This is a genomic window from Pseudomonas fluorescens (assembly GCF_004683905.1).
Lineage (GTDB): Bacteria > Pseudomonadota > Gammaproteobacteria > Pseudomonadales > Pseudomonadaceae > Aquipseudomonas > Aquipseudomonas putida_A.
The window spans coordinates 2,679,561-2,705,023 of record NZ_CP038438.1 but is presented as its reverse complement, the minus strand read 5'-3'; the positions used below and the strand labels follow the sequence as shown (position 1 = coordinate 2,705,023).

Here is a 25,463-nt window from a genome sequence, read left to right as displayed (position 1 = left end):
CCGCCCTGCTCGCCTGAAATTTTCCGCCGCGCCCGGTTCGATCACCTAACCTCATAGCTTGTGTGATCAACGAGAACCGGCCCCTCTCATGCGCAACACATTGAAGTCATTGTTTTTTGTCGCGCTGCTCCTGCTCGCTCCGGGCGGTTCGGCGTTGTGGGCGGCGGATTTGCCGGCACCTTCGGCGACCACTGCGGCGCCGCTGGTGGAGGTCTCGCAAAGTGATCTGCAAGCCCTGCAACTGCGCCTAGACGGGCTGAAGCAGCAGATTTCCGCCGCCAACAACTACAACCAGCTCGAAGGCCCGCAAGACCGGGTACAGACGTTCATTCTGGACATCGATCGGTTGTCGGCTTCTCTGTTGCCGCAGCAGGCACAACTGGCGGTGCAACTGGGGGTGCTCGGCGCGGCGCCGGATACGCAGATTGCCGCCGAACAGGCGGAAATCGCCGCGCAACGGGCGCAGCTCAACGAGCAGAAAAACAAGGTCGATGCCACGCTCAAAAGCCTTGCCGCGCTCAAACAAAGCGCCGCCGAGCTGATCACGCAAATCGCCGGCATCCGCCGCACACTGCTCGAAAGCGAACTGACGCTGCGCACCGACAGCATTCTGAGCCCGGACTTCTGGTCGCCATTGGTGTCGCCAGAGCCGGATGATCGTCAGCGCCTGAATTTTTTCATCAATCAGGTGAAACTCACCTGGGCCACGGTCTGGGCGCCCGGCCAGCGCTTTTTCACCTGCGTGCTGGTGCTGCTGGCGCTGGCTTTCTGGACGGTCGGCCGCCGACTCGCCGAGCGTGGCCTGACCTGGGTTTGCATCCACCGCATGCCGGAGGGGCGCCTGCGCCGCAGCGCGCTGGCGTTCGCCTCGGCGCTGGCGACCCTTGGCACCACGGCCATCGCCCTGCATCTGCTGTTCTACGCCTGCACCCGTCACGAACCGCTGACGCCCATGCTGCAGACTTTTTCCGAGGAGTTTGAAAAAGCCGTTTACGCCTGCGTCCTGATCACCGCGCTGAGCCGCGCACTGCTGTCGACCAAACATCCCTCATGGCGGCTGCCGGCGATGGCCGACTCGGTGGCGCTGGCGTTGCGGCCCTATCCAAGGATTCTCGCTGCCACTCTGCTGGTGCTGGTAACGCTGGTGCAGGTCAGCAACGCCACCGGCATGAGCAGCCAGATCGTGATCGCCCAGCGCGGGGTGATTGCCATCGTGGTGATCGTGATTCTGGTGCCGCTGCTGTTGCGCGTCGGCAAAGTGCGCAAAGCGTTGCTCACCGCCAATGACCCGGAGGCCGGCAGCACGTTTGCCGGGGCGATCTACAGCATCGCCACGGTGTGCATGTGCGTGTCGGCGCTGGCTCTGCTCACCGGCTATGTGTCGTTGGCCCGCTTCGTCACCTATGAATTGGTCTGGGCCTATATCGTGCTGGCCGGTTTCTATTTGCTGGTTCAAGTGGTCAAGGATGCCTGCGAATACCTGTTCTCGCCGCGCTACTCGGCCGGCAAGACCATCAAGCAGACCCTGGGCATGGGCGACCGGCGGCTGGAGCAGATTTCGATTGTGCTGTCCGGTGCCAGCCGCGCCGGGCTGCTGTTGCTGGCGGTGATTACCCTGTTCGTCGGCGGCATCGGCACCACGTTCGGGCAACTGACCAGCAATGTCATGGGCATTCTCGGTGGCGCCGGCTTGCGCAAGCTGAACATCGTTCCGGCGCATCTGATCAATGCCGTGCTGGCGCTACTGATCGGCATCTACCTGATCCGCGCCCTGCGCCGCTGGCTCGACAACGAATTCCTGCCCAAGACCGACATGGATCCGGGCATGTGCGCGTCGTTAAGCACGCTGTTTTCCAACATCGGTTATGCCACGGTCATCCTCCTGACGCTGTCGTCGCTGGGCGTGCGCTGGACCAATCTGGCGTGGATCGTCAGTGCGCTCTCGGTGGGGATCGGTTTCGGTTTGCAGGAGATCGTCAAGAACTTCGTCTCCGGGCTGATCCTGCTCACCGAACGCCCGGTGAAGGTCGGCGACCTGATCAGCATCAGCGGCGTCGAGGGCGACATCCGCCGGATCAACGTGCGCGCCACGGAAATCCAGCTCAGCGACCGCTCCATCGTGATCGTGCCCAACTCACAACTGATCTCGCAGAACCTGCGCAACGTCACCCTCGGCGGCAGCGCCCAGGGGGTGGCAAGCCTGGAGCTGATGTTCCCGCTGGACATCGACCCCGAACAGGTCAAGGAACTGCTGCTGAACACCTACCACGAAAACGAAAACATCCTCGACAAACCAGCGTCGTACGTGCGCTTCAGCAAACTCTCGCCGGATGGCATCACCTTGACGGTGACCGGCTACGTCGGCAGCCCGCGGATCGTGGGCGGGACCAAGAGTGATTTGCTGTTCGAAATTCTCAAGCGGTTGGGGGATGCGGGGATTGCGCTGGCGAAACCAGCCTCCGCCCCGTAACAGCCCCCCCCTGTGGGAGCGGGCTCTGCGTTAAACACGGAATGTATGCCTGTCATTAATCCATTGTGGGAGCGGGCTTGCTCGCGAAGACGCCGGCACAGGCAAAACCTCCGGCGACTGACACTCCGCTTTCGCAAGCAAGCCCGCTTCCACAGGGGCTCTGCGCTAAACACAGAATGCATGCCTGCCATTTATCCATTGTGGGAGCGGGCTTGCTCGCGAAGACGCCGGCACAGGCAAAACCTCCGGCGACTGACACTCCGCTTTCGCGAGCAAACTCGCTCCCACAGGGGCTCTGCGCTGAACACGGAATGTATGCCTGTCATTAATCCATTGTGGGAGCGGGCTTGCTCGCGAAGACGCCGGCACAGGCAAAACCTCCGGCGACTGACACTCCGCTTTCGCGAGCAAGCTCGCTCCCACAGGGGCTCTGCGCTGAACACGGAATGCATGCCTGCCATTGATCCGTTGTGGGGGCGGGCTTGCTCGCGAAGACGCCGGCACAGGCAAAATCTCCGACAACCGACACACCACTTTCGCGAGCAAGCTCGCTCCCACAGGGGCTCTGCGCTAAACACAGAATGCATGCCTGCCATTGATCCATTGTGGGAGCGGGCTTGCTCGCGAAGACGCCGGCACAGGCAAAATCTCCGACAACCGACACTCCGCCTTCGCGAGCAGGCTCGCTCCCACAAGGGGTTCTACGCTAAACACGGAATGCATGCTTGTCATTAATCCATTGTGGGAACGAGCCTGTTCGCGATGAGCCTCACGCCGGCGCCCAACGCCGATGCAGCCAGCGCGCGAACGCATCCAGGGCAAAGCCCAGTACGCCGATCAGCAGTACCATCGCCATCAGTTCCGAATACGCCAGTCGATCACGCGTATCGAGGATGAAGTAGCCCAACCCGGCGCTGACGCCGAGCATCTCGCACGGCACCAGCACGATCCACAGAATGCCGATCGACAGCCGCACTCCGGTCAGCACATGGCCGAGTACGCCGGGCAGGATCACTTTGCGCAGGGTTTCCCAGCGGGTGGCGCTGAGGCTGCGGCTGAGTTGCAGCCAGCGCGGGTCGAGCTGGCGCACGCCGGCCACGGTGTTGAGCAGGATCGGCCACACGGCGGCGAAGGTCAGCAGGAAGTAGATCGGCTGATCGCCAACGCCCAGCAGCATCACCACCACCGGCATCCACGACAGAGGCGAAATCATCCGCAGAAACTGAAACGCCGGCGTGGTCGCCGCTTCCAGATGCCGGTAGCTGCCGATCATCAAGCCCAGTGGCACGCCGATCAACAGCGCCAGCAGCAGACCGACCAGAATCCGCTTCAGGCTGACCAGCACATGCTCGTACAGCTCCGGGCGCAGCAGCAGTTCGCCGAGGCTCGCCAGGGTCGCCTCGGGTGAAAAGCGCAGCGCCAGGCTGTCGTTGCCGCCGAACACGTGTACGCCCAGCCACCACAGCAGCAACAGGCACAACAGCCCCGCCACACCCAACAAACCACGAACGGTCGAAGAAGATCGCTGACGCATCAGAGGCTGAACTCCTCGCTGCGATCAAAGCTTTCCGGTAATCCGAATGCCTTCATCCCGCCGACTGTAGCAATGGCATTACGCACGAAGCGATCGTCTACCAGATCCCGGGCGGTTTGCTGCGGATCGAGGTTGGCAAGGAATCCCTTGTCGCCCTCGATCAGCGTGTCCTTCAGACGTTTGACCAGTTCTTCGGTGTAGCTGGGGAACGGGTACGGCTGAAAATCGATGCGCTGCTCGTCCCAATGGCTGTGCAGGATCGCGCCGCTGGCCAGATACTGCTCGCGGTCGCTGGTGGCCGGCGACAGCACCCGGTCGAGCACCGGTTGCGCGTGCGGCGTGTAGCGATTTTCGCCGTCCTTGGACAGCAGTTTCGCCGCCTCGGCGCGGTTGTCGCGGGTCCAGACCTGCGCCTTGACGATGGCGTTGACCACTTTCTGCGACCACTCGGGGCGGTTGTTCAGATCCTGCTCGTGCATGAACACCACGCAGCAGGCGTGATTGCGCCAGACGTCGCCGGTAAAGCGCTGCACCCGGCCGACCTTGAGCTCCTCGGCCAGAGCGTTGAACGGCTCGGCGACGATGTAGCCGGCGATGCGTTTGCTCGCCAGGGCCGGCGGCATATCCGACGGCGGCAGCACCAGCAGATTGACTTCGTTCGGCGCCAGCGCGGCGCTCGCCGACTTGCTCACCGGCACCAGTCCGTGGTCGCGGAACAGTTGCTGCACCACCACGTTATGAATCGAATACCAGAACGGAATCGCCACCGATTGCCCGCCCAGTTGCTTGACCTCGGTGATGCCCGGTGCCACGGTCAGACCCGAGCCGCCGACGTGGTTCCACGCCACGACCTTGGCCGGCACTTTGCTGCCGTAACGCGCCCACACGGTCATTGGCGACAGCAGGTGAATCACGTTGACCTGCCCGGAAATGAACGCCTCGATCACCTGCGCCCAACTGCGCAACAGCACCGGGCGCTCAGCCTGGATGCCTTCGGCTTCGAACAGGCCGTTGTTGTGCGCGACCAGCAACGGCGTGGCATCGGTGATCGGCAGATAACCGATGCGCACCGGCGCGTTCGGTTCAGCAGCGGCGCGCGCGCTGAGGCTGTTGAGCAGCGGCAACGCACCGCCAGCGGTCAGCAGCGCGCTGAGTTTGAGGAAGTCACGACGTGTGTGAGTGAAGTCGTCCAGGCACATGGTCAATCTCCGACGTAGCGGGCACAGGTTGAATGAGGGGGTTGCGGCTCGCCCGCCGAAGGGTTTTGAGGATGTCGATGCGCAGCGCGCCCAGTTCCTCGACCAGCTCGGCACGCGGCTGAGGCAGGTCGATGCGCCACTCGCCGAGGATGTGCGCCGGGCTGTTACCCAGTAGCAGAATCCGCTCGGAAAGCAGCAAGGCTTCATCGATGTCGTGGGTGATCAACACGGCTGCGGTGTGGTGCTCGGCGATCAATTGCAGGAGCAACTGCTGCATGTCGGCGCGGGTGATTTCATCCAGCGCGCCGAACGGTTCATCGAGCAACAGCACCTGCGGCTGCCGCGCCAGACACCGCGCCAGCGCGGTGCGTTGGGCCATGCCGCCGGACAATTGCGCCGGGTGCTGCAACCGCGCGTGTTCGAGGCCGACCGCAGCGATGGCGTGGTCGATCCGCGCCTTGCGCTGCTCGGCCGTGAGGTGCGGCTGGCGAGCGAAGTCGAGACCGAAGGCGACGTTCTTTTCCAAAGTCAGCCACGGCAGCAGGCTCGGGTCCTGAAACGCCACCGCCACTCGTGGATGCGCACCGGTCAGCGGCTCGCCAAGCAGGCTCACCCGACCCTGTTGCGGTGCCTGCAAACCCGCCAGCACTCGCAGCAGACTGGATTTGCCGACACCGCTGGGGCCGAGAATCGTCACCACTTCGCCGGGTTGCAATTGCAGGTCGAAGTGCTCCAGCACGGTGTGCCAGCCCTGCTCTCGCGGGTAGCCGAGGCTGATGCCCTGCGCCTCCAGCACCGGCGCCGTCATGCCGTCGCTTCCCGTTTCTGCCGCTGCAATTCGGCGCGCAATTGCACCAGGCTCGGAGTGACGATCGGCACGAACGCCGACTCGCGCCAGCGCCGGGCGAAACCGCTGCCGTGCTCGGTCAGATAAGCCTTGCCGCCGCTGGATTGCAATTCCAGTTGCACGGCGTTGGCGGCGGATTCGGCCAGCGCGATGCGGATCTGGAACAAGGCGCCCGGCTGGGTCAGGAAACGCCCGTCGTGCAAACCTTGCTTGAGCGCATCGACGCTCTGCGCCAGTTGCTCGCGTTGTTCCTGCAACGGCTCCAGCAGGATCGAACGGCCGTCCTGCAAATGTCCTTCGACCTCGGCCAGCGCCCGTCGCGCCAGACCAATCGCCATGCCGCACTGCAAGCCGAGGAACGCCGGGCGCACCGCTGGCAGAAACTTGCGCGCATCTTCATGCAGCAGCCATTCGCGTCCGACCGCCACTTGGGCAAAATCGATGGCGGCAGTGTTGCTCGATTGCAGCCCCATCAGTTGCAGGTCGGCGGAACGTTGCACACCAGCAGCGTCATCGGCGATCGCCAGCACGAACGGCGAACCACCCTCCTCGTGCTCGATCGCCGCCGCCACCACGAAACCGCTTTGGCGCAGATTGGTCACCCAATGCAGGCGCCCGTTCAGGGTCCAGCCGTCTGCGGTGTGGGCGGCACGCACTTGCAATGCCTCGATGCCGGACAGGTACTTCATCGCGTTAGACAAACCGGTGGCGCCGGCCAGTTCGCCGCGGAGCAACGCCGGCAGCAGTTTTTCCCTCAGCGCAGCGTTGGGACTGTGCAGCAGGTATTCGATAAAGGCCCGTTGGCCCCAGAACACAAACGCCGCCGCCAATGAATGGCTGGCGACGGCAGCCAGGGTTTCCACAGCATCACTGACGTGACCACCGCTGCCGCCCAGCGCCGGGCTGATGCCGACCCGTAGCACGCCGGCCTGCGCCAGTTGCGTCAGCACCTGTTGTGGATCGCCGTCGCCCGCATCCAGGGCCTGGGCGTTGTGTTCCAGCCATTGAATTAATGCCGGATTGAGCATGTCGTTTCTCTCCTTGTACGCAGCCGCATCAACCATAGACGATGCGGCCTGAAGCGCTGGCCGATTACGCGCGATACGGCGCCAGCTCGGGGTTGAGCGGCGTGTCGGCGAACACGTTGGCGAAGTTGCACAGGGTCGCCAGGCTGATGCCGAGGATCACTTCCAGCGCGTTGCCTTCGGTGTAGCCGGCGGCCTTGAACTGGTTGAAGGTCTGATCGCTGACCTTGCCCCGGGTGGCAATCACTTCGCGGGCAAACGCGGCCAGGGTTTCCAGTTTTTCCACGGGGACAGTGGCTTTTTCACGCAGCGCACTGACCACTTCCGGCGGCAGTTTTGCCTTATTCAGCGCGACGGCGGTATGACCTGCGACACAGAAATCGCAACCATGGTTGGTCGCCGCAATCAGTTGCACCACTTCGCGCTCGGCGAGGCTGAGTTCGGACTTGCCATTGAGCGCCGATACCGTAACGTAGGTTTCCAGCGCGGCCGGGGCATTGGCCAGCACGGCCAGCAGGTTCGGAATGAATCCGGAGTTTTTCTGCGCATTTTCCAGAAACGGTTTGGCGGCTTCGGGAGCGCTTTGCACGGTGTGTAGAGTAAGGCGCGACATGGAGTGGACTCCTGCTGTTGAGTGTCCGGCCAGTCTGTTGGTTATAAAAATTTCGATCCATATTCTAAAGTAGCGATTACTTGCTCCTGAGTGTTTCCATTAGATGATTTCGTCCAGCCCACTGGTTGATTGGTTATTAGAAAGCCTCGAACTCGATGCGAGCCTGTTCCACGTCGGGCGCTATTGCGGTGGCTGGCATGCGAGTACGCACGGGCTGGCGCGCGCCAGTTTTCACTTGATCGTGCAGGGGCGTTGCTGGCTGCACATTGACGGGCAGGAGCAGTCGATAGTGTTGAACGCGGGAGATGCGGTATTTCTGCTGCGCGATCTGAACTACCGCCTCTCCAGCGCCGAAGAGACGGCCCTCGCCCAGTCGCTGCCGCGCATGGCCATGACCGCGCTCGACAGTGAGGCACAGGATGGCGTCGGGCTGGTCTGCGGGTTCTTTCATTTCAAGTCCGGGCTGTCGTCGCTGATCATCGAAGGCCTGCCGGACTGGATCATCCTGCGCGCGGGCGATCCCTCTTCGAGCGCGGCGCGAGCCTTGTTCGAGTTGATCCTGCAAGAGTGTGAACGCTTGCCGGCGCCCTCCTCGGCGCTGCTCGAACGCTTGAGTCATCTGCTGTTTTTGTATGTGTTGCGCCAACAGATGGCCGACAACCAGAGCCTCGGCGGCCTCGTGGCTTTGGCGCGCAATCCGCAGTTCGCGCCGTTGCTGGACCAGTTGATCGAACAACCGCAATTGCCGTGGTCGCTGGAGAGCATGGCGGCGAGTATCGGCCTGTCGCGCTCGGCGTTTTTCAAACGCTTCAATGAGCTGGCCGGGCAGTCGCCGGGGCAAGTGCTGCTGGCGTTGCGCATGCGGCATGCCTGCCAGTTGCTACGGGCCAATCACACGGTGGAACAGGTGTGCGCGGCCGTGGGCTATCAGTCGATCGCCGCATTTACACGAGCGTTTGCCAAGTCGGCGGGGGTGCAACCGGGGGCTTATCGCAAGCAGCATGAGGGGCGCTGAGCGAAGCGTTAGTACGCCGTCGCTGCTGGAAAGCACCGAGAGAGACTGTGGGAGCGAGCTTGCTCGCGAAAGCGCCGGCACAGGCAAAATCCCCAGCGACTGATACACCGCTTTCGCGGGCAAGCCCGCTCCCACAGGGGATGGTGTTGATCAGCGGATCTGTGCACACCGCAAAAACCTGGGGGAGCTGGCTTGCCAGCGATGACGCTGGTACATCCAACATCTTTATTGACTGGACCGGCGCTTTCGCGGGCAAGCCCGCTCCCACAGTGGATGGTGTCGATCAGCGGATCTGTGTACACCGCAAAAACTTGTGGGAGCTGGCTTGCCAGCGATGGCGTTGGTGCATCCAACATCTTTATTGACTGAACCGGCGCTTTCGCGGGCAAGCCCGGCTCCCACAGGGGAGATGTGTGGATCACGGGATTTGTGCACGCCACGAGACCTGTGGGAGCCGGGCTTGCCCGCGAAGGCGGCGGTACATTTGGCATCCTGGCTTGGTTCGTTCCTTATTCCACTAATCAACCACAAAACCATTTTTTAATCTTTTATCGCTATTAACCTCGCCCTCTATAATTGCGCCCCTGTACTCAACTCATAAAAAGGGATGCTTCATGCAAAGACGCCTGTTACTGGCCGCACTGTTCGTCACTGTCGCCGGTTGTGCCAGCCCGCCGCCTGCCGCCGTTCACACCCATGACCCCACCAGTTCAACCCTGCAAGGCGACGCCACGCGTCCGGCGCAGGCGCAGTGGATTCGCACCGAGCTGTACTTCTCGGTAGGCACGGTGGATGGCAAGGAAGGCGCGGTCAGCCCGGCGCGCTGGCGCGAGTTTCTCGACAAGGAAGTGACGTCGCGGTTTCCCGACGGCTTCACCGTGTTCGATGCCTATGGGCAGTGGCGCGATCATGGGGCGAAGGAGCCGGAGCGGCTGAGTACCAAAGTGATCGTGATCCTGCACGAGAACAATCCGCAGAACGCCGGCAACATCGAGGCAATTCGACTGGCGTACAAACGCATTACCGGGGACTTGTCGGTACTGCGTCTGTCGCAACCGGCCGACGTATCGTTCTAATCGCTGATCTGGCCGAGAGCTTGCCGAGGCGTCGACGCCAGGCGGCTCAATCCCGCCAGCAGCAGCGCCCCCATCAGCAACACACCAATCCCCAGAAACGCGCCCCACCCCACCACCGTCACGCTCGAATAGAGCATGTACAGGCACAGCCCGAAAAACAGCAGCGGCACCAGCGGATACCACGGCACCCTCACCGGCCTAGGCACATCGGGAAAGCGCCGCCGCAGAATGATCAGCGCCAGGCTGCTGAAGCTCAGAAACAACCAATACACTGGGGTCAGGTACTCGACCATGGTGTTGAAGCCGCTCTGGGTGAAACTGCCAAACAGCACCAGCAACAATGCCACCGCGCCCTCCGCCAGCAGGGCTTTGCGCGGCACGCCGTCACGTTCGTGCCACTCGCCGAAACGACGCAACTGCGGCACATCGCGGGCCGCGGCGTAGGTGGTGCGGGCGCCGACCAGCAAGGTCGAGTTGATAGTGGCGATGGCCGCGATGCCGACCATCAGCAGAATCAGCAGCACCCCCGGCGCCCCGAATGCACGGTTCAACAGCTCCACCGCCGGTGCATTGCTCGCCGCCAGTCCAGCGAATCCCAGGCCTCGCACAAACGCCCAGTTCAGCGCCAGATAAATCGCCATCAGCAGCGTCAGCGCACCGAGCATGGCGATAAAGATTCCGCGTCGCCCATCGCGCACTTCCGCCGACAAGGTCGCCGCATCGCTCCAGCCACCAAACGCCAGAAACACGAAAATCATCGCCGCCGAAAACCCGGCCATACCGGGGTTTTCCGGCGCAACCGAAACGCTCGCTGGCGCCGCTTCAATCCCCTGCCACGCCAGCCACACCCCGGCGCTGGCGATGCTCAGAAAGCCCAGCGCCAACAAGCCGACCAACAACGTCTGGGTGATGAAACCGATGTGCTTGCCGGTCAGATTGAGCAGCACCAACGCGGCGATCACCCCGCCAGCAAACAGCCCCGAGCCGTATCGACCGAGCGGCACCACGGCATTGACGTAATCAGCAAACATGAACGCCGACAAGGCGATCCAGCCGGTGTGCATCACCGAAAAGCGCGACCAGGCGAACAGGAAACCCATGCGCTCGCCATAGGCCGTGCGCAGAAAGTGATAGTCGCCGCCAGGATGTGGAAATGCCGCGGCCATTTCGGCAAAGCACAACGCCCCGGCCATCGACGCCAGGCCGCCGAGCACCCAGACCCAGTAGAACCAGGCAGGCCCGACGTTCAGCGCCACGGTCGGCGCGGTCTTGAGGATGTCGGTGGTGATCACCATGCCCAGCGTGATCAGCAACGCCTGCATTACCGGCAGGTGACGCTTGGGACCGTTGGAGTGATTCATGCAGAGTCCCGCAGAAGATCCGCCGTCCATGGCGGTGCGGCTCAGAAGCCGTAAGTGGCGCTGGCGTAGTAGTAAGCGCCGTTGGTGCCGATCGGCGACAGCACGTCATACGGCAGGTTGCCGCCGTAATTGATCGCCGAGCCGGAGCGCTCCGGGTAGTTGTCGGTGAGGTTGTTGCCGCCCAGGGCGACGCTGAATTTCGGGGTGAATTTGTAGGTCACCTCGGCATCCAGTTGCCACACCGCGCCATAGGTCTGCTCCGGTTGCGAGTCGCCAAAGTCGAACACGCGAGTGGTCTCGCCCTGACGGGTCAGACGCCCGAGCAGGCCCCAGTGTTCGCTGGCCCAGTTGGCGGAAAACACGAAACGATCCTTGGGCGCAGCGTCGGTCAGAGTATTGGTTTCTTCAACGCCGACCAGTGCATCGTTGCCGATCCCCAGCGCCGTCAGTTGCGAGGGTGTGCCTTTGGTGCTGGTGACTTTGGTGTGGTTGTAGGTGTACGCGGTGGTCAGGCCCAGTTGCCCTTCATACAGCGGCTGATGGTAGTTGAGCACCAGTTCGGCGCCGTGGGTGCTGGTGTCGGCGGCGTTGGTGAAGAAGTTGACGTCATGCACCCCGGCCACGCCGAAGTTGTCGTTGATGTATTGCTCCATGGCGTCGCTGCCGATGCGCTGCGACAGGGTGATGCGGTCCTTGACGTCGATGCGGAATACATCGAGCGAAGCGTCGAAGCGTTCGTTGAGCTGGAAGGTCAGGCCGAGGCTGAAGTTCTTCGAGGTTTCCGGATCGAGCTTCTCGGCCCCCAGCGCGCGGGCGATCGGGTCGTTGACCGAGAGCACACGAATATCGGTGAGCGTGCCGCCTTCGCCGAAGTTGCTGGTGGTGTTCTGGAAACCGCTCTGCGCCAGCGACGGCGCGCGGAAGTTGTTCGACACCGCACCGCGCAGCGCCCACTGCTCGGTCAGTTTGTAGCGACCGCTGAGCTTGCCGGTGATTTTGCTGCCGGCATCGTCGTAATGTTCCCAACGCGTGGCGGCGTCGACGAAGAAGCGCTCGGTGAGATCGCCCGACAACTCGGCGTAGGTCGCAAACACGTTGCGGTCCAGGTCCGACTCTTCGCTGGGGCGCAGACCGTTGGCGCCGTCAGCGCCGGAGCCGATGTAGGAGGCCTCGTCACCCGCGTAGGTCAGGTAGTTTTCGTAACGGTATTCACCACCCAGCGCCAGCACGAACGAGCGTCCACCGAGGCGCAGCTCGCGACTGAAATCGAGGTTGGTGGTGGTCTGGCGCAGTTCGTAATCGCCGGTGTCGAATTTCGTCGGCGAGTCCTCGCCGAGGCTGACGTTAAGGGTGCGGCGGGTGGATCCGTCGAAGCGGTTACGGCCATGGGTAAGGCTGCTGTCGAAGTCCCAGTCTTCGCCGATCATGCCTTTGAAACCGGCGGTGGCAGAGACGTCCTTGTTGTCGCCCAGCGACTGCGGCAGGTAGCCGTTGGGATAGAACTGCGGCTGCTCGTAGGGGTAGCGATAGAATTCGGCGCCGGTGGTGTGGCGCTGGTTGTAGGTGCCGAAGCTGTAGGCCTTGCCGCCGGCCAGCGGCAGCTCGCTGTTGAACCACAGGTTGACGTCCCGCGCCAGGCCGTCGCCCATCACGTAGTTGCGCTGGTCCGGGGTATCGGCAAAACCGTCGAAACCGGCGCGGTTGGTCGGGTTGCGATTTTTGTACTCGGTACCGCCGCGAATGAACCCGCCCTCTTCACCCAGACGCGTGCCGATCTTGGCCGTGGTCACGCTGTTCTGGCCGTCGGTGGTGGTTCTGCCGATGGCGTCCTGATGGGTGTGAAACGCGCCGTAGCTGGTGGACACTTCGCCGCCCTCGGGCGCGTCGTCGAGGATGATGTTGATCACCCCGGCAATCGCATCGGAACCGTACTGCGCACCGGCGCCGTCGCGCAGCACTTCGATGCGTTTGATCGCGCTGATGGGGATCGAGTTGAAGTCCACCGGCGCCGTACCGCGACCGATTTTCGACGAGTCGTTGACCACCGCTGAAGTGTGACGACGCTTGCCGTTGACCAGCACTAGCACCTGATCCGGGCTCATGCCGCGCAGCTGTGCGGCGCGCACGTGGTCGGCGCCACCGGAGTTGGACTGACGCGGCATGCTGAACGATGGCAGCAACGTTTGCAGCGCCTGACCCAGCTCACCGTCGGCCGCGCCGGTGGACTTGAGGTCGGTGGCAGTCAATATGTCAACCGGCACCGGAGAATCCAGCACCGTGCGAGCAGTGCCACGGGTGCCGGTGACCAGCACGGTACCCAGCCGTGTGTCATCGTTAACGCGCGTGGAAGTGTCTTCGGCTTGCGCCGGAACTTGCCAGATCGCACCGACCACCGCGATGGCCAGTAATGAACGGGAACGGTGATACATGTGACAGCTCCTTTATCGCAGCTAATACCCGGCCGTTGCCGACAATAAAGGGTCGGCAATCAATGCGCGGCAATGTCTGCTGTAGTTGTAGAAATCAGGAAGGCGGTGAAGGCTTTTTAGCGTGATTAGTCAGTGAAGCGCAGGATCCCCAAAGTTAGTTATTTCCCCTTGAACACCGATGCTAGACGGGCCAAAGGCCTGCCGTAAAAGAACCAATAACACTTAGGTTAGATCGGGCTGAATAGTTGTTTTTAGAGCAACACAAGTGTTGCTGGACAAACACTTAAACCCTAACTAACACCCACTAATTCAAGATCAGCCAAAGATCTTTTGTAGGAGTGAGCCTGCTCGCGATAGCGGTGTATCAGCCACTGAAGAAGTTGAATGTTCTACCCTCATCGCGAGCAGGCTCACTCCTACAGTTGTTATTGGAGTGAACTGACTTTTTACTCCCGGCTGAAATCCAGTGTGGGAGCGAGCTTGCTCGCGAAAGCGGTGTATCAGTCAATGCAGATGTTGGCTGCAATGGCCCCTTCGCGAGCAGGCTCGCTCCCACAGTTTTTTATTGGAGTGAGCTGACTTTTTACTCCCGTCTGAAATCCAGTGTGGGAGCGAGCTTGCTCGCGATAGCGGTGTATCAGCCAATGCAGATGTTGGCTGGAATGGCCCCTTCGCGAGCAAGCTCGCTCCCACAGTTTTTTATTGGAGTGAACTGACTTTTTACTCCCGGCTGAAATCCAGTGTAGGAGCGAGCCTGCTCGCGAAATCGGTGTATCAGTCAATGCAGATGTTGGCTGGAATGGCCCCTTCGCGAGCAAGCCCGCTCCCACAGCTTTTATTGGAGTGAACTGACTTTTTACTCCCAGCTGAAATCCAGTGTGGGAGCGAGCTTGCTCGCGAAAACGGTGCATCAGCCAATGCAGATGTTGGCTGGAATGGCCCCTTCGCGAGCAAGCTCGCTCCCACAGTTGTTATTGGAGCGAGCTGACTTTTTACTCCCGACTGAAATCCAATGTGGGAGCGGGCTTGCTCGCGAAGGGGCCAGTCCAGTCACCCGGGAGGTTGACTGCAAAACAGGCGCAAAACCTCAGTCGAATTCCTTTTCCAGCCAGGCATCCTCGGCAATGTCCAGGGCCTGTGCACTAACGCGTTGCTCCGTAAACGGATCGGCGTGCAGGTGAAAGCCGTTGCGCTCCCAGAAACCGGGTTGTTCTTCGTCGACAAACTCCAGACCGCGCAGCCATTTGGCGCTTTTCCAGAAGTAGCGCCCGGCGACCACCAGCCGCAGTGGCCAGCCGTGCTGGGCGGTCAAGGGTTGGCCGGCGTAATGGGTGGCGAGCAGGCTGTCCGGGTGCAGCAGGTCGTCCAGCAACAGGTTGGTCTGGTAATCGTGATCGGCGTGGGCCATGACAAAACGTGAAGCGGGCTGGATATCGAGCTCGCTCAGCAAATCCTGCAGATGCACCCCGCTCCACTGCGTGTCGAACTTCGACCAGCGTGTGACGCAATGAATGTCACATTGCAACTGGCGTTGCGGCAAACCCTGCAGGTCGGCAAAACTCAACTCGACGCCACGCCCGACCTTGCCGAACAGGCGCAGTGACCAGGTTGCCAACTCATACTCCGGCACCGTGCCTTCGTGGAGAATCGGGAACCGCTCGGTCAACACCTGCCCCGGCGGCAAACGTTGACCGAGCGCCGGATCAGCCTTAGGTGCGCGGCTGTTGCGCAAACGCATGGCTTTGTTGTGCATGTTCACTCCCAAGCGCGTCACCCGGTGATAACGGCTGCATTCAGTTCGCCACAGGAATCCACTCGGCCCGCGCCACATTGGCGGTATCGCCGAACGCCGGGAGTTTCTGCGCCAGGTCGCGGACGTTTTTCACGTCCAGATCGAGCAACTGTTGGCGTGTGATCAGGGTCGGTGGCACCAACACCTGATGTCCCGGATTTTCGCCGGCAATCAACATCGCCAGACTGCGCACGCTGATCGCCCCCGCCACTTGCGGATTGACCGCTGCGGTCGCCGCCCAGGCACTGTCCGGTTCTTTCATGATCTGAATGTCGGCGGTGGAGATGTCGGCGCTGTAGATCTTCACCTTGCGCCCCAGCCCGGCCTCGTCGACGGCGATTTTCGCGCCTTTGGCGAACTCGTCGAACGGCGCGAAGATCACGCTGATATCCGGATTGGCGCGCAACACCGCGCTGGCCTGATCCGCCACCGAGTTGGCAATCGGCGGGTTGAGCGTGCCGAAACGCGCCTTCTCGATGATGCCCGGATTGGCCTTTTTCACCTGACTCCAGATCTCGTCGCGGCGCTCCATCGGCGTGAAGCCGCTGATGTACACATAACCGGCATCGAACCGCGTGCCGTTGTCCTTCACCGCCTGATCCAGCGCCAGTCGCGCCAGTGCATGGTGATCCTGCTCGACCTGGGTCACCTGCGGGCTGTTCAGGTCAACGTCGAACGCCACCACCTTGATGCCTTTGGCGATCGCCCGGTCAATCGGTCCCTTGAGGGTTTCCGCCAGGCCCAGTTGCACGATGATCCCGTCTACGCCGAGGTCGATCGCCTGATCGATCATCTCGCCCTGACTCGCTGCCTGCTGCCGCGCATCGAACACCCGCAGATTGGCCCCCAGCGCCTCGGTCTGTTTCTCCACGCCGCGCAGATACGCTTCGGGAAAGTCCCCGGAAAACAGATAGCCGACCAGCGCGATCTGCACCTGCCCCTTGTCGAACGGCGCCGGAGCCCCCGGCAATGCCTTGGCCTGAGCGCTCAAAGCCAACGCCGAGAGCACCGCGCCGGCGAGGCAATGGCGTGCGAACTGCTTGATTGAACCGTGCATACATCTTCCTTGCAGCGACAAATGAACCGGCTCAGCGCGCCCGATGCGCGAGGCCGAAGGTGAACATCAGGGCCAGCACCAGCACCAGTCCCTTGACGAAATCCTGCGTGTAGTACGGCGCGTTGAGCATGGTCAGACCGTTGAGCAACGAGGCAACGAGTAGTGCGCCGACCAATGTGCCAAAGGCATTGGGCTTCTTCGCCCCGAGCACGGCAAAACCGATTAGCGCCGCGCCGAGGGCGTCGAGCACCAGTCCGTTGCCGGAGCTGACATCACCCCGACCCAGGCGCGCCGCCAACAGCAACCCGCCAAGCGAAGCGAGCAATGCCGACAGTACGTAAGCGAGCAACTTGAAGCGCTGCACTGGCGCGCCTGCCAATCGCGCTGCCTGCTCGTTGCCGCCAATCGCATAAAACAACCGGCCGATGCGCGTGCGCTCAAGAAACAGCCACACCGCCAGCGCCACCAACGCAGTGATCAACACCGGCACCGGCACCACGTCCCACAAGCGGCCGCGGCCGAGGGCGAGAAACGCCGTACTGAACGTGCCTTCGGTTTCCACGCCACTGGGCAAGGTCATGCCCACCGCAATCGAGCGTCCGCCCGTGGGAATCAGTTGCACGCCGATCACCAGAAACATGCTGCCCAGCGTCGCGAGAATGTCCGGCACCCGCAGCTTGACGATCAGCCAGCCATTGAGCAGCCCGACCAGTGCGCCACCGGCCAGACTGATCAGCACCGCCGGCACCGCGCCCCAACCGAGCACCACCATCACGTAACTGGCGATCATCAGGCTCATCGCCGCCACCGCACCAATCGACAGATCAAGTCCGCCGACGGCCATGGTCAGCGTCACGCCAAGGGCCAGCAGCGCGACGATCGACACCGACTGCAAGATGCTGAACAGATTGCCGACGCGCCAAAACGCCGGCTCCGCGACACTGAAAAACACCACGATCAGCGCCAGCAGCCACAACAGGCCGTAGCGGATCAGCGCTTGCAGCAGGCGCTCGGCGGGTGCCGTAGCGGCAGACAACAATGAACTCGAATCAGGCACTCGCTCTGCTCCTTGGCGTGGCATGAAAGGGATTTTCGCTAGCGTCGCTGCCGGCCAGCGCAGCGACCAGGGTCGCGCGTTCAAGACCGGCGCGCGGGTATTCGGCGACCACCGCGTGATCGCGCACCAACAGAATGCGGTCGGCGATTTCCAGGGTTTCATCGACATCGGCGCAGATCACCAGGGTCGCGCGGCCGCCGGCACTGTCGCGCAGCAACTGGCCGATCTCGCGACGGGCGCGCACGTCGACACCCTGAAACGGTTCATCGAGAATCAGCACCCGCCCGTCCCCGAGCAGCCAGCGACCCAGCACAACTTTCTGTTGATTGCCGCCGGACAGCGCGCTCATCGGCACCTCGATGCCGGCGGTCTTGATCCCCAGCGCCGCGACTTGCGCCTCGACCGCTGCGGCTTCGGCGCGGTTGCGAATGAACCCGGCACGGGTGAAGCGCTGCAGAAACGGCAGCGTCAGGGTGCGGCGCAGGGAAAAGTCGGGCACCAACGATTGACTGGCGCGATCCTCCGCTGCGAGAAACACACCGCTGCGAATCGCCGCCCTTGGCGAACCCGGCAGCCAGTCCATGCCGTCCAGTTGCAGGCTGCCAGCCACGGCTTTACGCAAGCCGAACAGCACTTCGGCGATCTCGCTTTTGCCAGCGCCGAGCAGCCCGGTCAGCACCACCACTTCGCCTTGGTGCAGGTCGAAATCGAAACGTCTGGATCGTGGCAAAATCTGCAAACCTCGCGCACCCAATACTTTTTGCCCCACGCTGCCGGGCGTGTAGACATGCCCGTCCAGCGCCTGCCCGAGCATGGCGTGCACCGCCTCGGGCAACTGCCGCGCGCTGAACTCTCCGGCCAGTCGCCCATCGCGCAGGACAATGGCGCGATCCGCGACCCGTTGCAGATCGGACAAGCGATGGGAGATGTAAACAATCGCCACGCCACGGCTGCGCAAGATATCGATCAGATCAAACAGACGCTGCGCCTCGGCATCCGACAACGCCGCCGTTGGCTCATCGAGAATCAGCAGACGCGGCTGCAAGGCAAAGGCCCGCGCCAGCACCACCAACTGCCGCTCGGCCTGGCCCAAGTGTTCAATCGGCTGCTCCAGCGGCAACACCAGACCCAGCCCGGCGGCGATACTCGCGGCGCGTTCCAGCAAGCGTTTGCGATTGAGCCAGAAGTCCGCGTCAGGCTTGCACAACTCATCGAGCAACAGGTTTTCCGCCACGCTCAAACCGGGCGCAATGCCCTCGTTGATCTGCTGATGCACCGCGACAATCCCGACCCGGCGTGCCGACAGCGGCGAACTGAATTGCCGGGGCTGCCCGTCGATGTAAATCTCGCCGCCATCGGCGCGCTGGCTGCCGGCGAGAATCTTCACCAGCGTCGATTTGCCGGCACCGTTGGCACCGAGCAACGCCACCACTTCGGCGGGATGAATCTGCAGGCTGACGCGATCCAGGGCGCTGTTCGAGCCGAAGCGCTTGCTCAGTTCACGCACCTGAATCAGCGGCGCGCGGGCCACGACGACACTCATAAAATTCCTTAACGCCGATGGGCCAGCGAACGCACCAGCCGGTCGCCCAGGCTCTGCACGCCCTGCACCAGAATGACCAGCACCACCACGGTGGCGACCATCACTTCATTGTTGAAACGCTGATAGCCATATCGGATCGCCAGATCACCGAGGCCGCCACCGCCAATCACCCCGGCCATGGATGAAAAACCGATCAGCATCACCAGCGTCAGAGTGATCCCCGCCAGCAACGCGGGCAGCGCTTCGGGCAACAGCACTTTGAAAATCACATGACGGATGTCGCCGCCCATGGCGAGGATCGCTTCGATGCGGCCCTTGTCGACTTCGTCCAGCGCGTTCTCGACGATCCGCGCAAAAAACGGAAACGCGCCAATGGTGATCGGCACCACCGCCGCGGTGCTGCCGAGGGTGGTGCCGACCACCAGTCGGGTCAGCGGAATCAGCGCAATCAGCATCACCACAAAGGGTAGCGAGCGCCCCAGATTGACCAGCGAACCCAGCGCGGCATTGAGCCGTGGCAGCGGCCACAGGCCGTCGCGGCGACTGACAAACAGCAACACCCCGAGCGGCAAACCGATCAGTAGCGTGAACAGCCCGGCAAGCAAGACCATGTACAGGGTTTCGCCGGTGGCGTTGAACACCAGTTGCAGGATTTCATTCCAGTCGATGCTGCGGTTCATGACTGAGCCGCCCGCACGCCGTATTGCTTGAGGAAGCTGAGCCCGGGGATGTCGTGGCCCAGCGGCAGGCCGCAGGTTGGACGTAACGAAGTGCCGAGACTCGATTGCGCATCGGCGAGCAAACGCGGCACCGGGCCGGACTCGACCAGTCGCCCGTCAGCCATGTACGCCGCGTGATCGCAGATCGACTTGACCACCTCCAGCTCATGGGTGATCAGCACTATGGTCACGCCCAGTTGCCGATTGATGTCGCGCAGCAGGTCAAGAGTCGACGCGGTGGTTTCCGGATCCAGCGCGCTGGTGGCTTCGTCCGACAGCAGATACGCCGGCTCGGCGGCCAGGGCGCGGGCAATCCCAACCCGTTGTTTTTGCCCACCGGACAACTGCGAGGGAAAGGCTTGCGCCTTGTCAGTCAAGCCGACCAGTTCCAGCAGCTCGCGCACCCGCACATGGCGCCACGGTTTGCCGACGTTGGCGATTTCCAGCGGCACGGCGATGTTGTCGAACACGGTGCGCGAGTGCAGCAGATTGAAGCCCTGGAAGATCATGCCGATGCGCTGACGCTGGCGGCGCAGGTCGCTGGCAGACAGCGTCAACAGGTCCACGCCGTCGATCAGGATTCGCCCGCTGTCCGGACGTTCAAGCAGATTGAGACAGCGCAACAGGGTCGACTTGCCCGCCCCGCTGCGCCCGAGGATGCCGTAGATCGCGCCGTCGGGAATACTCAGCGACACCTGATCCAGTGCCGGTGCCGGCGCCGCCGGGTAAGTCTTGCTCAACTGCTCGACGACGATCATGGCTTGGCATCCACCACGGGGATCACCGAACCCTTGAAGTTATCGGTGATGTATTTCGCTACTTGCGGCGAGGTCAGGTCTTTGGCCAGTTGTGCGATGCGCGGATCGTTTTGCAGTGTCGGCGTGGTCACCAGAATGTTGGCGTACGGATTGTGCTCGGCCTTCTCCAGCCCCAGCGCATCCTGGGCCGGCACCAGTCCGGCTTCCAGCGCGTAGTTGCCGTTGATCACCGCAAGGTCGACATCGTCCAGGGCCCGAGGGATTTGCGGCGATTCGATTTCAAGGATCTTCAGCTGTTTCGGGTTCTCGGCGATGTCTTTGGGTGTGGCCTGATCGGCTGCCGGATCCTTGAAACCGGGCTTGAGTTTGATCAGCCCGTTGTCCTGTAACAGGTACAGCGCACGGCTCAGGTTGGTGACGTTGTTGGGAACCGCCACGGTGCCTTTTTCCGGCACGTCGGCGAAGCTTTTGTGCCGGCGCGAATAGATGCCCAGCGGCTCGATATGCACCGTGGCGGCCACCGCGAGTTTCTGCCCCAGCGCTTGTTCCTGGGATTTCAGATAAGGCAGATGCTGGAAGTAATTGGCATCGACATCGCCATGCACCAACAGCTCGTTGGAGTTCACGCCGTTGGGAATCTCGATGACCTTGAGCTTGAGTTGCGGATCGATTGTCTGGATGTACGCGAGAATCTGCGCGTGGGGCACCGGGTCGGCGGCCACCCGCAACGGCTCCAGTGCCTGAGCGCCGAACGAAGTCACCAGCGCGCCGAGCACGGCCAGGGTCAAACCTGCTTTTTTCAACATGTGCGGAGTCCTTGAGCGAGTGATGAATCAGGCGTTGGCGGTTTTACGAGCTGGTGCGGCGGGCATCAGCGCGTCGGCATAGAAGCGCCGGGCGACGTCGGGGTGCGAACGCAACCGTCCCTTGAGGTAGTTCCAGCCGACATCGCGAAACAACGGATTGAGCGGATCACTCGCCGGGCCACGCGCTTCGCGCAGCAGCGCGGTGGGCAACGGATACAGCGGCACCACGGCATCGAGTTGCGCGCCGAGGAAAAAGGCGATGGACAAGCGTTCGCTGCCTGCGGGCGGCGACACCACCCGATGCACCGTGGCGCGCAGATAGCCGTTGGTGGCCAGCTCCAGCAGTTCACCGATGTTCACCACCAGCGTGTTGTCGCGGGGCAGCGCATCGATCCAGCGCCCCTCCTCGACTTCCACTTGCAGACCTGCCTGCTGGTCTTGCAGGAGAAAGCTCAGGAAACCCGAATCCTTGTGCGCGCCGACGCCTTGCTGGCTCGCGTTGGCGGCCTGGCCTGGATAGCGCATCAACTTGATGTGTTCGTTGGGCTTGTCGCCGTACAACTGATCGAACGCGTCCGCCCGCAGCGACAGCGCTTGGGCAAAGGCACGCAGCAGACGCAACGCCATGCGCGTCATCGCCTGTTGCCATTCGAGCAGCAGCGGTTTCAGTTCTGGCAGCGCCGCCGGCCATTGGTTGGGCCCCTGCAACCGAGCCCACAACGGACTGTCCGCGTCCAGCGGCAACGCTTCGCGCTCGGCGCCGAGATCGAATTGCTCACGCCAGTCGGGTTGACCACGGGTGATCTCGGAAGCGGCACGGTTGTAACCGCGAAAATGCGGCGAATTGATCATGCCGACGGCGGTCTTTTCCTGCTCGGACAAGGCGAAGAACTGCCGGGCGTGATCCTGCACCTGCTTGAGCAGGTGGCTGTCGATGCCATGGCCGGTGAGATAGAAAAAGCCGACGTCACGCGCGGCGTGACGCAGGTTTTCAAGAAATTCATAACGCTGTTGCGCGGTGCCTTCGAACAACGAAAGGTCCAGCGTCGGCAGCGTGGTGATATCGAGGGTATGCGGCATGATTCACTCCCGTGTGAACCAAACCTGAAGAGCCTTTGATCGATTCAGCGTGTGCCGTCATGGCAATCGGGGGTCTATCGGTTTGATGCGTTCGATTCGTCGTGAGACAAAACTAAACGATCTTAAAAACCACGAACAAATACCCTTTTTGCATTAGCTTAGGCCTGACGCTCAAGTTCGCTGTCATCACGCGACAGCTCTCCCGCTTCAACTGATCAACGTGCCGGGTCATAAAACGGTTCGACTGCCACCCGGCTGCCGACAAAGAAACTGTCAGCCACCAGCCGCAGTGGCTGCAGGTCCACATCGCTGGCCCGATCGCCAATCAGTTGCCGGAAGTGTCGATACACCGCGGTGTACTCGCCCTCTTCCGACACCGCCTGGCGCACGCCGTCGATGCTCAGCAGCGCCCCGCCGTTGTCCAGACGCAGCACCCCTTCGGCACAGCGAATCTCGATGCTCCAGAGTTCGTCGTGACCGTGGTCGAAATCGAACTCGGCCTGCACGTCGAGTCGGTTCGCATCGGACATCTTGATCGACGCGGCTATCGGCGACTGGCAGTTGTCCGGTACGCGCAGTTCGGCGGACTTCACAAACAGTGGCTGCGTCAGCAAATAGGTGACAATCGACAAGGCATTGATGCCCGGATCGAAAACGCCGAGACCACCGGGTTGCCAGATCCACGTCTGACCGGGATGCCACTTGCGCACGTCTTCCTTCCAGTCGATCTGCACGCTTTGCAGTGTGCGGCTGGCGAGCCAGTCGCGGGCGGCTTCGATACCGGGGGCGTAGCGCGAATGCCAGGCGAACAACGCACTGACACCCTGTTGCTGCGCTTGACTGACCAGGGCCAGCGCCTCACCCAGCGTGGCGCACGGCGGTTTTTCCACCAACACATGTTTGCCGGCGGCCAGCGCCTGCTGCACCAGTGCGAACCGACCTTGCGGCGGCGTACAAAACGCAATCGCATCCACCTCGGGGCCGTTCTCCAGCAACTCGCTCAACGAGTGAAAGTTCTCCACCCCGGCACAGGGTTTACCTTGCGTGGCGACCGCCACCAGACGAAATCCGGGATTGGCGTTGATCGCCGGAACATGTTGATCCTGGGCAATCTTGCCGTAGCCCACCAGACCGAGACGGATCGGTTGCATCAGTGACTCCTGTTTTTATCTTGTTGTCGTCAGCGAGTGCGCAGATTAGCCGTAAACGTCACGGAAAACCCAGCTGAGTCTGATCAAAAACCCGCAGAAGCCAGCGCTCGGTTCATCGCGCCGGGTAGTAACGCTGATGCAGCGGCGCAAACAGAGAAAGCCTGCTTTTCAGGGCAGGCTTTCACGTTCACAACGCTGCAGTCACTTCTGCTGAGCGGTCAACGCCGAGTAACTGTTCATCAGGTTCCGGTAGTTCGGAATCCGCTGCGACAGCAGATTGCCCAGCCCTTCGATGTCGTTGCGCCAGTCGCGGTGCAGCTCACAGGCGACCGAGAACCAGTTCATCATTTGCGCGCCGGCCTGGGTCATGCGGCTCCAGGCGGCTTGCTGGACGGTGGTGTTGAAGGTGCCGGAGGCGTCGGTGACGACGAATACGTCAAAGCCTTCGGCCAGTGCCGACAGGGTCGGGAACGCTACGCAGACGTCGGTGACCACACCGGCAATGATGATCTGCTTGCGGCCGGTGGCCTTGATCGCCTTGACGAAGTCTTCGTTGTCCCAGGCGTTGATCTGGCCTGGGCGGGCGATGTACGGCGCATCGGGGAACATTTCTTTCAGTTCCGGAACCAGCGGGCCGTTGGGGCCTTGTTCGAAACTGGTGGTGAGAATGGTCGGCAGGTTGAAGAATTTCGCCAGGTCGGCCAAGGCCAGGACGTTGTTCTTGAACTCGTTCGGCGAAAAGTCCTGAACCAGAGAAATCAGACCGGTCTGGTGGTCGACCAGCAGGACTACGGCGTCGTCTTTGTTCAGGCGGTTGTAGGTTGCAGTGCTCATGTTTGAATCCCTTTTCTTGGTTGAGGTAGTTGGCGTTGCGTTGAACATGGGCACAGATTACTGACACCACCGGAACCGATAAATCGGTTGAAAAGCGTTTCACCGTCAACTCATAACGGACAATCCTGGCGACACAACACAGGCTTGCCAGCCTCCGACTCAGTTCGGCTCGAGCATTGGTTTGGCGATCATCAAACTGCACGGCGCCCGGTTCAGGACACTCTCGACGGTTGCACCGATGAAGTTCGGGCCTTGCGGGTAGGCGGTACCGAGCACCAGCATGTCGAACGCGTTCTGGCGGGCGAACTGCTCGATCATCTTGTGTGGTATTCCGGTCACCTGGTGTCGACGGTGAGACTCGATGGCGTAACGCTCGGCCAGAGCCTCGAAAGCCTCTTGCTGGGTGTCGTTGATCGCCTCGCACAGGCTGTGATCCAGACTCAGGGTCGGCACGCTCATCGCCGCATCGCCCAGCACCGACCAGTGGCTGACATTGAGCACATGCAGGGCCGCGCCACAGGCGTTTGCCAGCGTTGCCGCCAGTTCGAGGATGCGCTCGTTGAGGCCTTGGGTCAGATCCTCCAGATGTGACAGATCGACGGCGGCGAGAATGTTCAGCGGCAGTGGATGACGGGCTTCGGTGACCAGATGCACCGGGGCCGGACAGTCGCGCAGCAACAGCCAGTCCAGCGGTCGATGGAAAGCCCGATTCAGCGCCGGGACATGATGGGTATCCTTGATCACCAGATCGGCCCGATAGTCTTTGATGTACTCCAGCATGTGCGCCGGCGTGGCCTTGGCCCAGACCACTTCGCTGCTGACCTGCACGCCGCTGCCCGCCTGGAACCGCGCCTGTTGCTCCAGCCAGTGGCGGTGCACCTGCAAATAGCCCTCGCGCGCCTGGGCCATCGCGTCGTGGTCAAACAGACCGGCCACCGCCAGCGCCTGCACGTAATCGAACGCCACCATGTGCAGCGCCGCGCCAGTTGCCCGGGCCAAGGCCACTGCGCGATCAAAGGCCGGGGTGCGGGTCATTTCGGTGGGGGCAATCAACAACATTCGTTTGAGTCTGAGCATACGAACCTCGTCCTGGCAGT

General features: G+C 62.0%; 21 protein-coding genes. 3 read left to right on the top strand and 18 right to left on the bottom strand.

Features of this window, described 5'->3' with window-relative positions:
• Positions 1-88 precede the first annotated feature (88 nt).
• Positions 89-2,470: a DUF3772 domain-containing protein gene (locus tag E4T63_RS12110; RefSeq protein ID WP_135295566.1), complete on the top strand. Its 2,382-nt coding sequence runs from the start codon at positions 89-91 to the stop codon at positions 2,468-2,470.
• Between the two features lie 769 nt (positions 2,471-3,239).
• Here E4T63_RS12110 and E4T63_RS12090 read toward each other — a convergent pair.
• The 5 genes from E4T63_RS12090 to E4T63_RS12070 form a co-directional block, all read right to left on the bottom strand.
• A complete protein-coding gene (locus E4T63_RS12090) occupies positions 3,240-4,004 on the bottom strand; it encodes an ABC transporter permease (protein ID WP_135295565.1) in 765 nt (254 codons plus the stop codon).
• Positions 4,004-5,203 carry an ABC transporter substrate-binding protein gene (locus E4T63_RS12085; RefSeq protein ID WP_135295564.1) on the bottom strand — a complete coding sequence of 400 codons (1,200 nt, stop codon included), beginning with the start codon at positions 5,201-5,203 and terminating at the stop codon, positions 4,004-4,006. The genes E4T63_RS12090 and E4T63_RS12085 overlap by 1 nt, the downstream gene beginning before the upstream one ends.
• Positions 5,169-6,011: an ABC transporter ATP-binding protein gene (locus E4T63_RS12080; protein WP_135295563.1), complete on the bottom strand. Its 843-nt coding sequence runs from the start codon at positions 6,009-6,011 to the stop codon at positions 5,169-5,171. The genes E4T63_RS12085 and E4T63_RS12080 overlap by 35 nt, the downstream gene beginning before the upstream one ends.
• Entirely contained in the window at positions 6,008-7,078 is a 1,071-nt protein-coding gene (locus E4T63_RS12075; RefSeq protein WP_135295562.1) for an acyl-CoA dehydrogenase family protein, read from the bottom strand. The genes E4T63_RS12080 and E4T63_RS12075 overlap by 4 nt, the downstream gene beginning before the upstream one ends.
• 64 nt (positions 7,079-7,142) lie before the next feature.
• A complete protein-coding gene (locus E4T63_RS12070) occupies positions 7,143-7,688 on the bottom strand; it encodes a carboxymuconolactone decarboxylase family protein (RefSeq protein WP_027614171.1) in 546 nt (181 codons plus the stop codon).
• A 103-nt stretch (positions 7,689-7,791) separates the two neighbouring features.
• Here E4T63_RS12070 and E4T63_RS12065 point away from each other — a divergent pair, with 103 nt between their 5' ends.
• Together E4T63_RS12065 and E4T63_RS12055 are read left to right on the top strand one after the other, a co-directional pair.
• On the top strand, positions 7,792-8,703 hold the full coding sequence (locus tag E4T63_RS12065; protein WP_135295561.1) for an AraC family transcriptional regulator: 912 nt from the start codon (positions 7,792-7,794) through the stop codon (positions 8,701-8,703).
• A 614-nt stretch (positions 8,704-9,317) separates the two neighbouring features.
• Positions 9,318-9,779, top strand: coding sequence for a DUF3574 domain-containing protein (locus E4T63_RS12055; protein WP_098968323.1), 462 nt, complete (start codon positions 9,318-9,320; stop codon positions 9,777-9,779).
• Here E4T63_RS12055 and E4T63_RS12050 read toward each other — a convergent pair.
• The 13 genes from E4T63_RS12050 to E4T63_RS11975 all read right to left on the bottom strand — a co-directional run bounded on the left by E4T63_RS12050 (position 9,776) and on the right by E4T63_RS11975 (position 25,443).
• A complete protein-coding gene (locus E4T63_RS12050) occupies positions 9,776-11,140 on the bottom strand; it encodes an APC family permease (RefSeq protein WP_135295560.1) in 1,365 nt (454 codons plus the stop codon). The genes E4T63_RS12055 and E4T63_RS12050 overlap by 4 nt on opposite strands.
• A gap of 41 nt (positions 11,141-11,181) precedes the next feature.
• Positions 11,182-13,569, bottom strand: coding sequence for a TonB-dependent receptor plug domain-containing protein (locus E4T63_RS12045; protein ID WP_135295559.1), 2,388 nt, complete (start codon positions 13,567-13,569; stop codon positions 11,182-11,184).
• A 1,087-nt stretch (positions 13,570-14,656) separates the two neighbouring features.
• Complete coding sequence (locus tag E4T63_RS12025; RefSeq protein WP_135295558.1) at positions 14,657-15,322, bottom strand: molybdopterin-dependent oxidoreductase; 666 nt, start codon at positions 15,320-15,322, stop codon at positions 14,657-14,659.
• A gap of 40 nt (positions 15,323-15,362) precedes the next feature.
• On the bottom strand, positions 15,363-16,418 hold the full coding sequence (locus E4T63_RS12020) for a substrate-binding domain-containing protein (RefSeq protein WP_007966380.1): 1,056 nt from the start codon (positions 16,416-16,418) through the stop codon (positions 15,363-15,365).
• A 31-nt stretch (positions 16,419-16,449) separates the two neighbouring features.
• Positions 16,450-17,475 (bottom strand): ABC transporter permease, encoded by a 1,026-nt coding sequence (locus E4T63_RS12015; protein WP_135295557.1) that lies wholly within the window; start codon positions 17,473-17,475, stop codon positions 16,450-16,452.
• A complete protein-coding gene (locus tag E4T63_RS12010; RefSeq protein WP_135295556.1) occupies positions 17,468-19,018 on the bottom strand; it encodes a sugar ABC transporter ATP-binding protein in 1,551 nt (516 codons plus the stop codon). The genes E4T63_RS12015 and E4T63_RS12010 overlap by 8 nt, the downstream gene beginning before the upstream one ends.
• A gap of 8 nt (positions 19,019-19,026) precedes the next feature.
• Positions 19,027-19,698 (bottom strand): methionine ABC transporter permease, encoded by a 672-nt coding sequence (locus tag E4T63_RS12005; protein WP_115990051.1) that lies wholly within the window; start codon positions 19,696-19,698, stop codon positions 19,027-19,029.
• The gene (locus E4T63_RS12000; protein WP_135295555.1) at positions 19,695-20,495 is read right to left on the bottom strand and encodes a methionine ABC transporter ATP-binding protein; all 801 of its coding nucleotides are present in this window, start codon (positions 20,493-20,495) and stop codon (positions 19,695-19,697) included. Before E4T63_RS12000 ends, E4T63_RS12005 begins: the two co-directional genes overlap by 4 nt.
• Positions 20,492-21,301, bottom strand: coding sequence for a MetQ/NlpA family ABC transporter substrate-binding protein (locus tag E4T63_RS11995; RefSeq protein WP_135295554.1), 810 nt, complete (start codon positions 21,299-21,301; stop codon positions 20,492-20,494). The genes E4T63_RS12000 and E4T63_RS11995 overlap by 4 nt, the downstream gene beginning before the upstream one ends.
• A gap of 27 nt (positions 21,302-21,328) precedes the next feature.
• Positions 21,329-22,381: an isopenicillin N synthase family dioxygenase gene (locus E4T63_RS11990; protein ID WP_134786133.1), complete on the bottom strand. Its 1,053-nt coding sequence runs from the start codon at positions 22,379-22,381 to the stop codon at positions 21,329-21,331.
• 215 nt (positions 22,382-22,596) lie between these two features.
• The gene (locus tag E4T63_RS11985) at positions 22,597-23,532 is read right to left on the bottom strand and encodes a Gfo/Idh/MocA family protein (RefSeq protein WP_135295553.1); all 936 of its coding nucleotides are present in this window, start codon (positions 23,530-23,532) and stop codon (positions 22,597-22,599) included.
• Between the two features lie 201 nt (positions 23,533-23,733).
• Positions 23,734-24,366 carry an isochorismate family cysteine hydrolase YcaC gene (gene ycaC, locus E4T63_RS11980; RefSeq protein WP_007966399.1) on the bottom strand — a complete coding sequence of 211 codons (633 nt, stop codon included), beginning with the start codon at positions 24,364-24,366 and terminating at the stop codon, positions 23,734-23,736.
• 159 nt (positions 24,367-24,525) lie between these two features.
• Positions 24,526-25,443 carry a universal stress protein gene (locus E4T63_RS11975; protein WP_135295552.1) on the bottom strand — a complete coding sequence of 306 codons (918 nt, stop codon included), beginning with the start codon at positions 25,441-25,443 and terminating at the stop codon, positions 24,526-24,528.
• Positions 25,444-25,463: the final 20 nt, after the last annotated feature.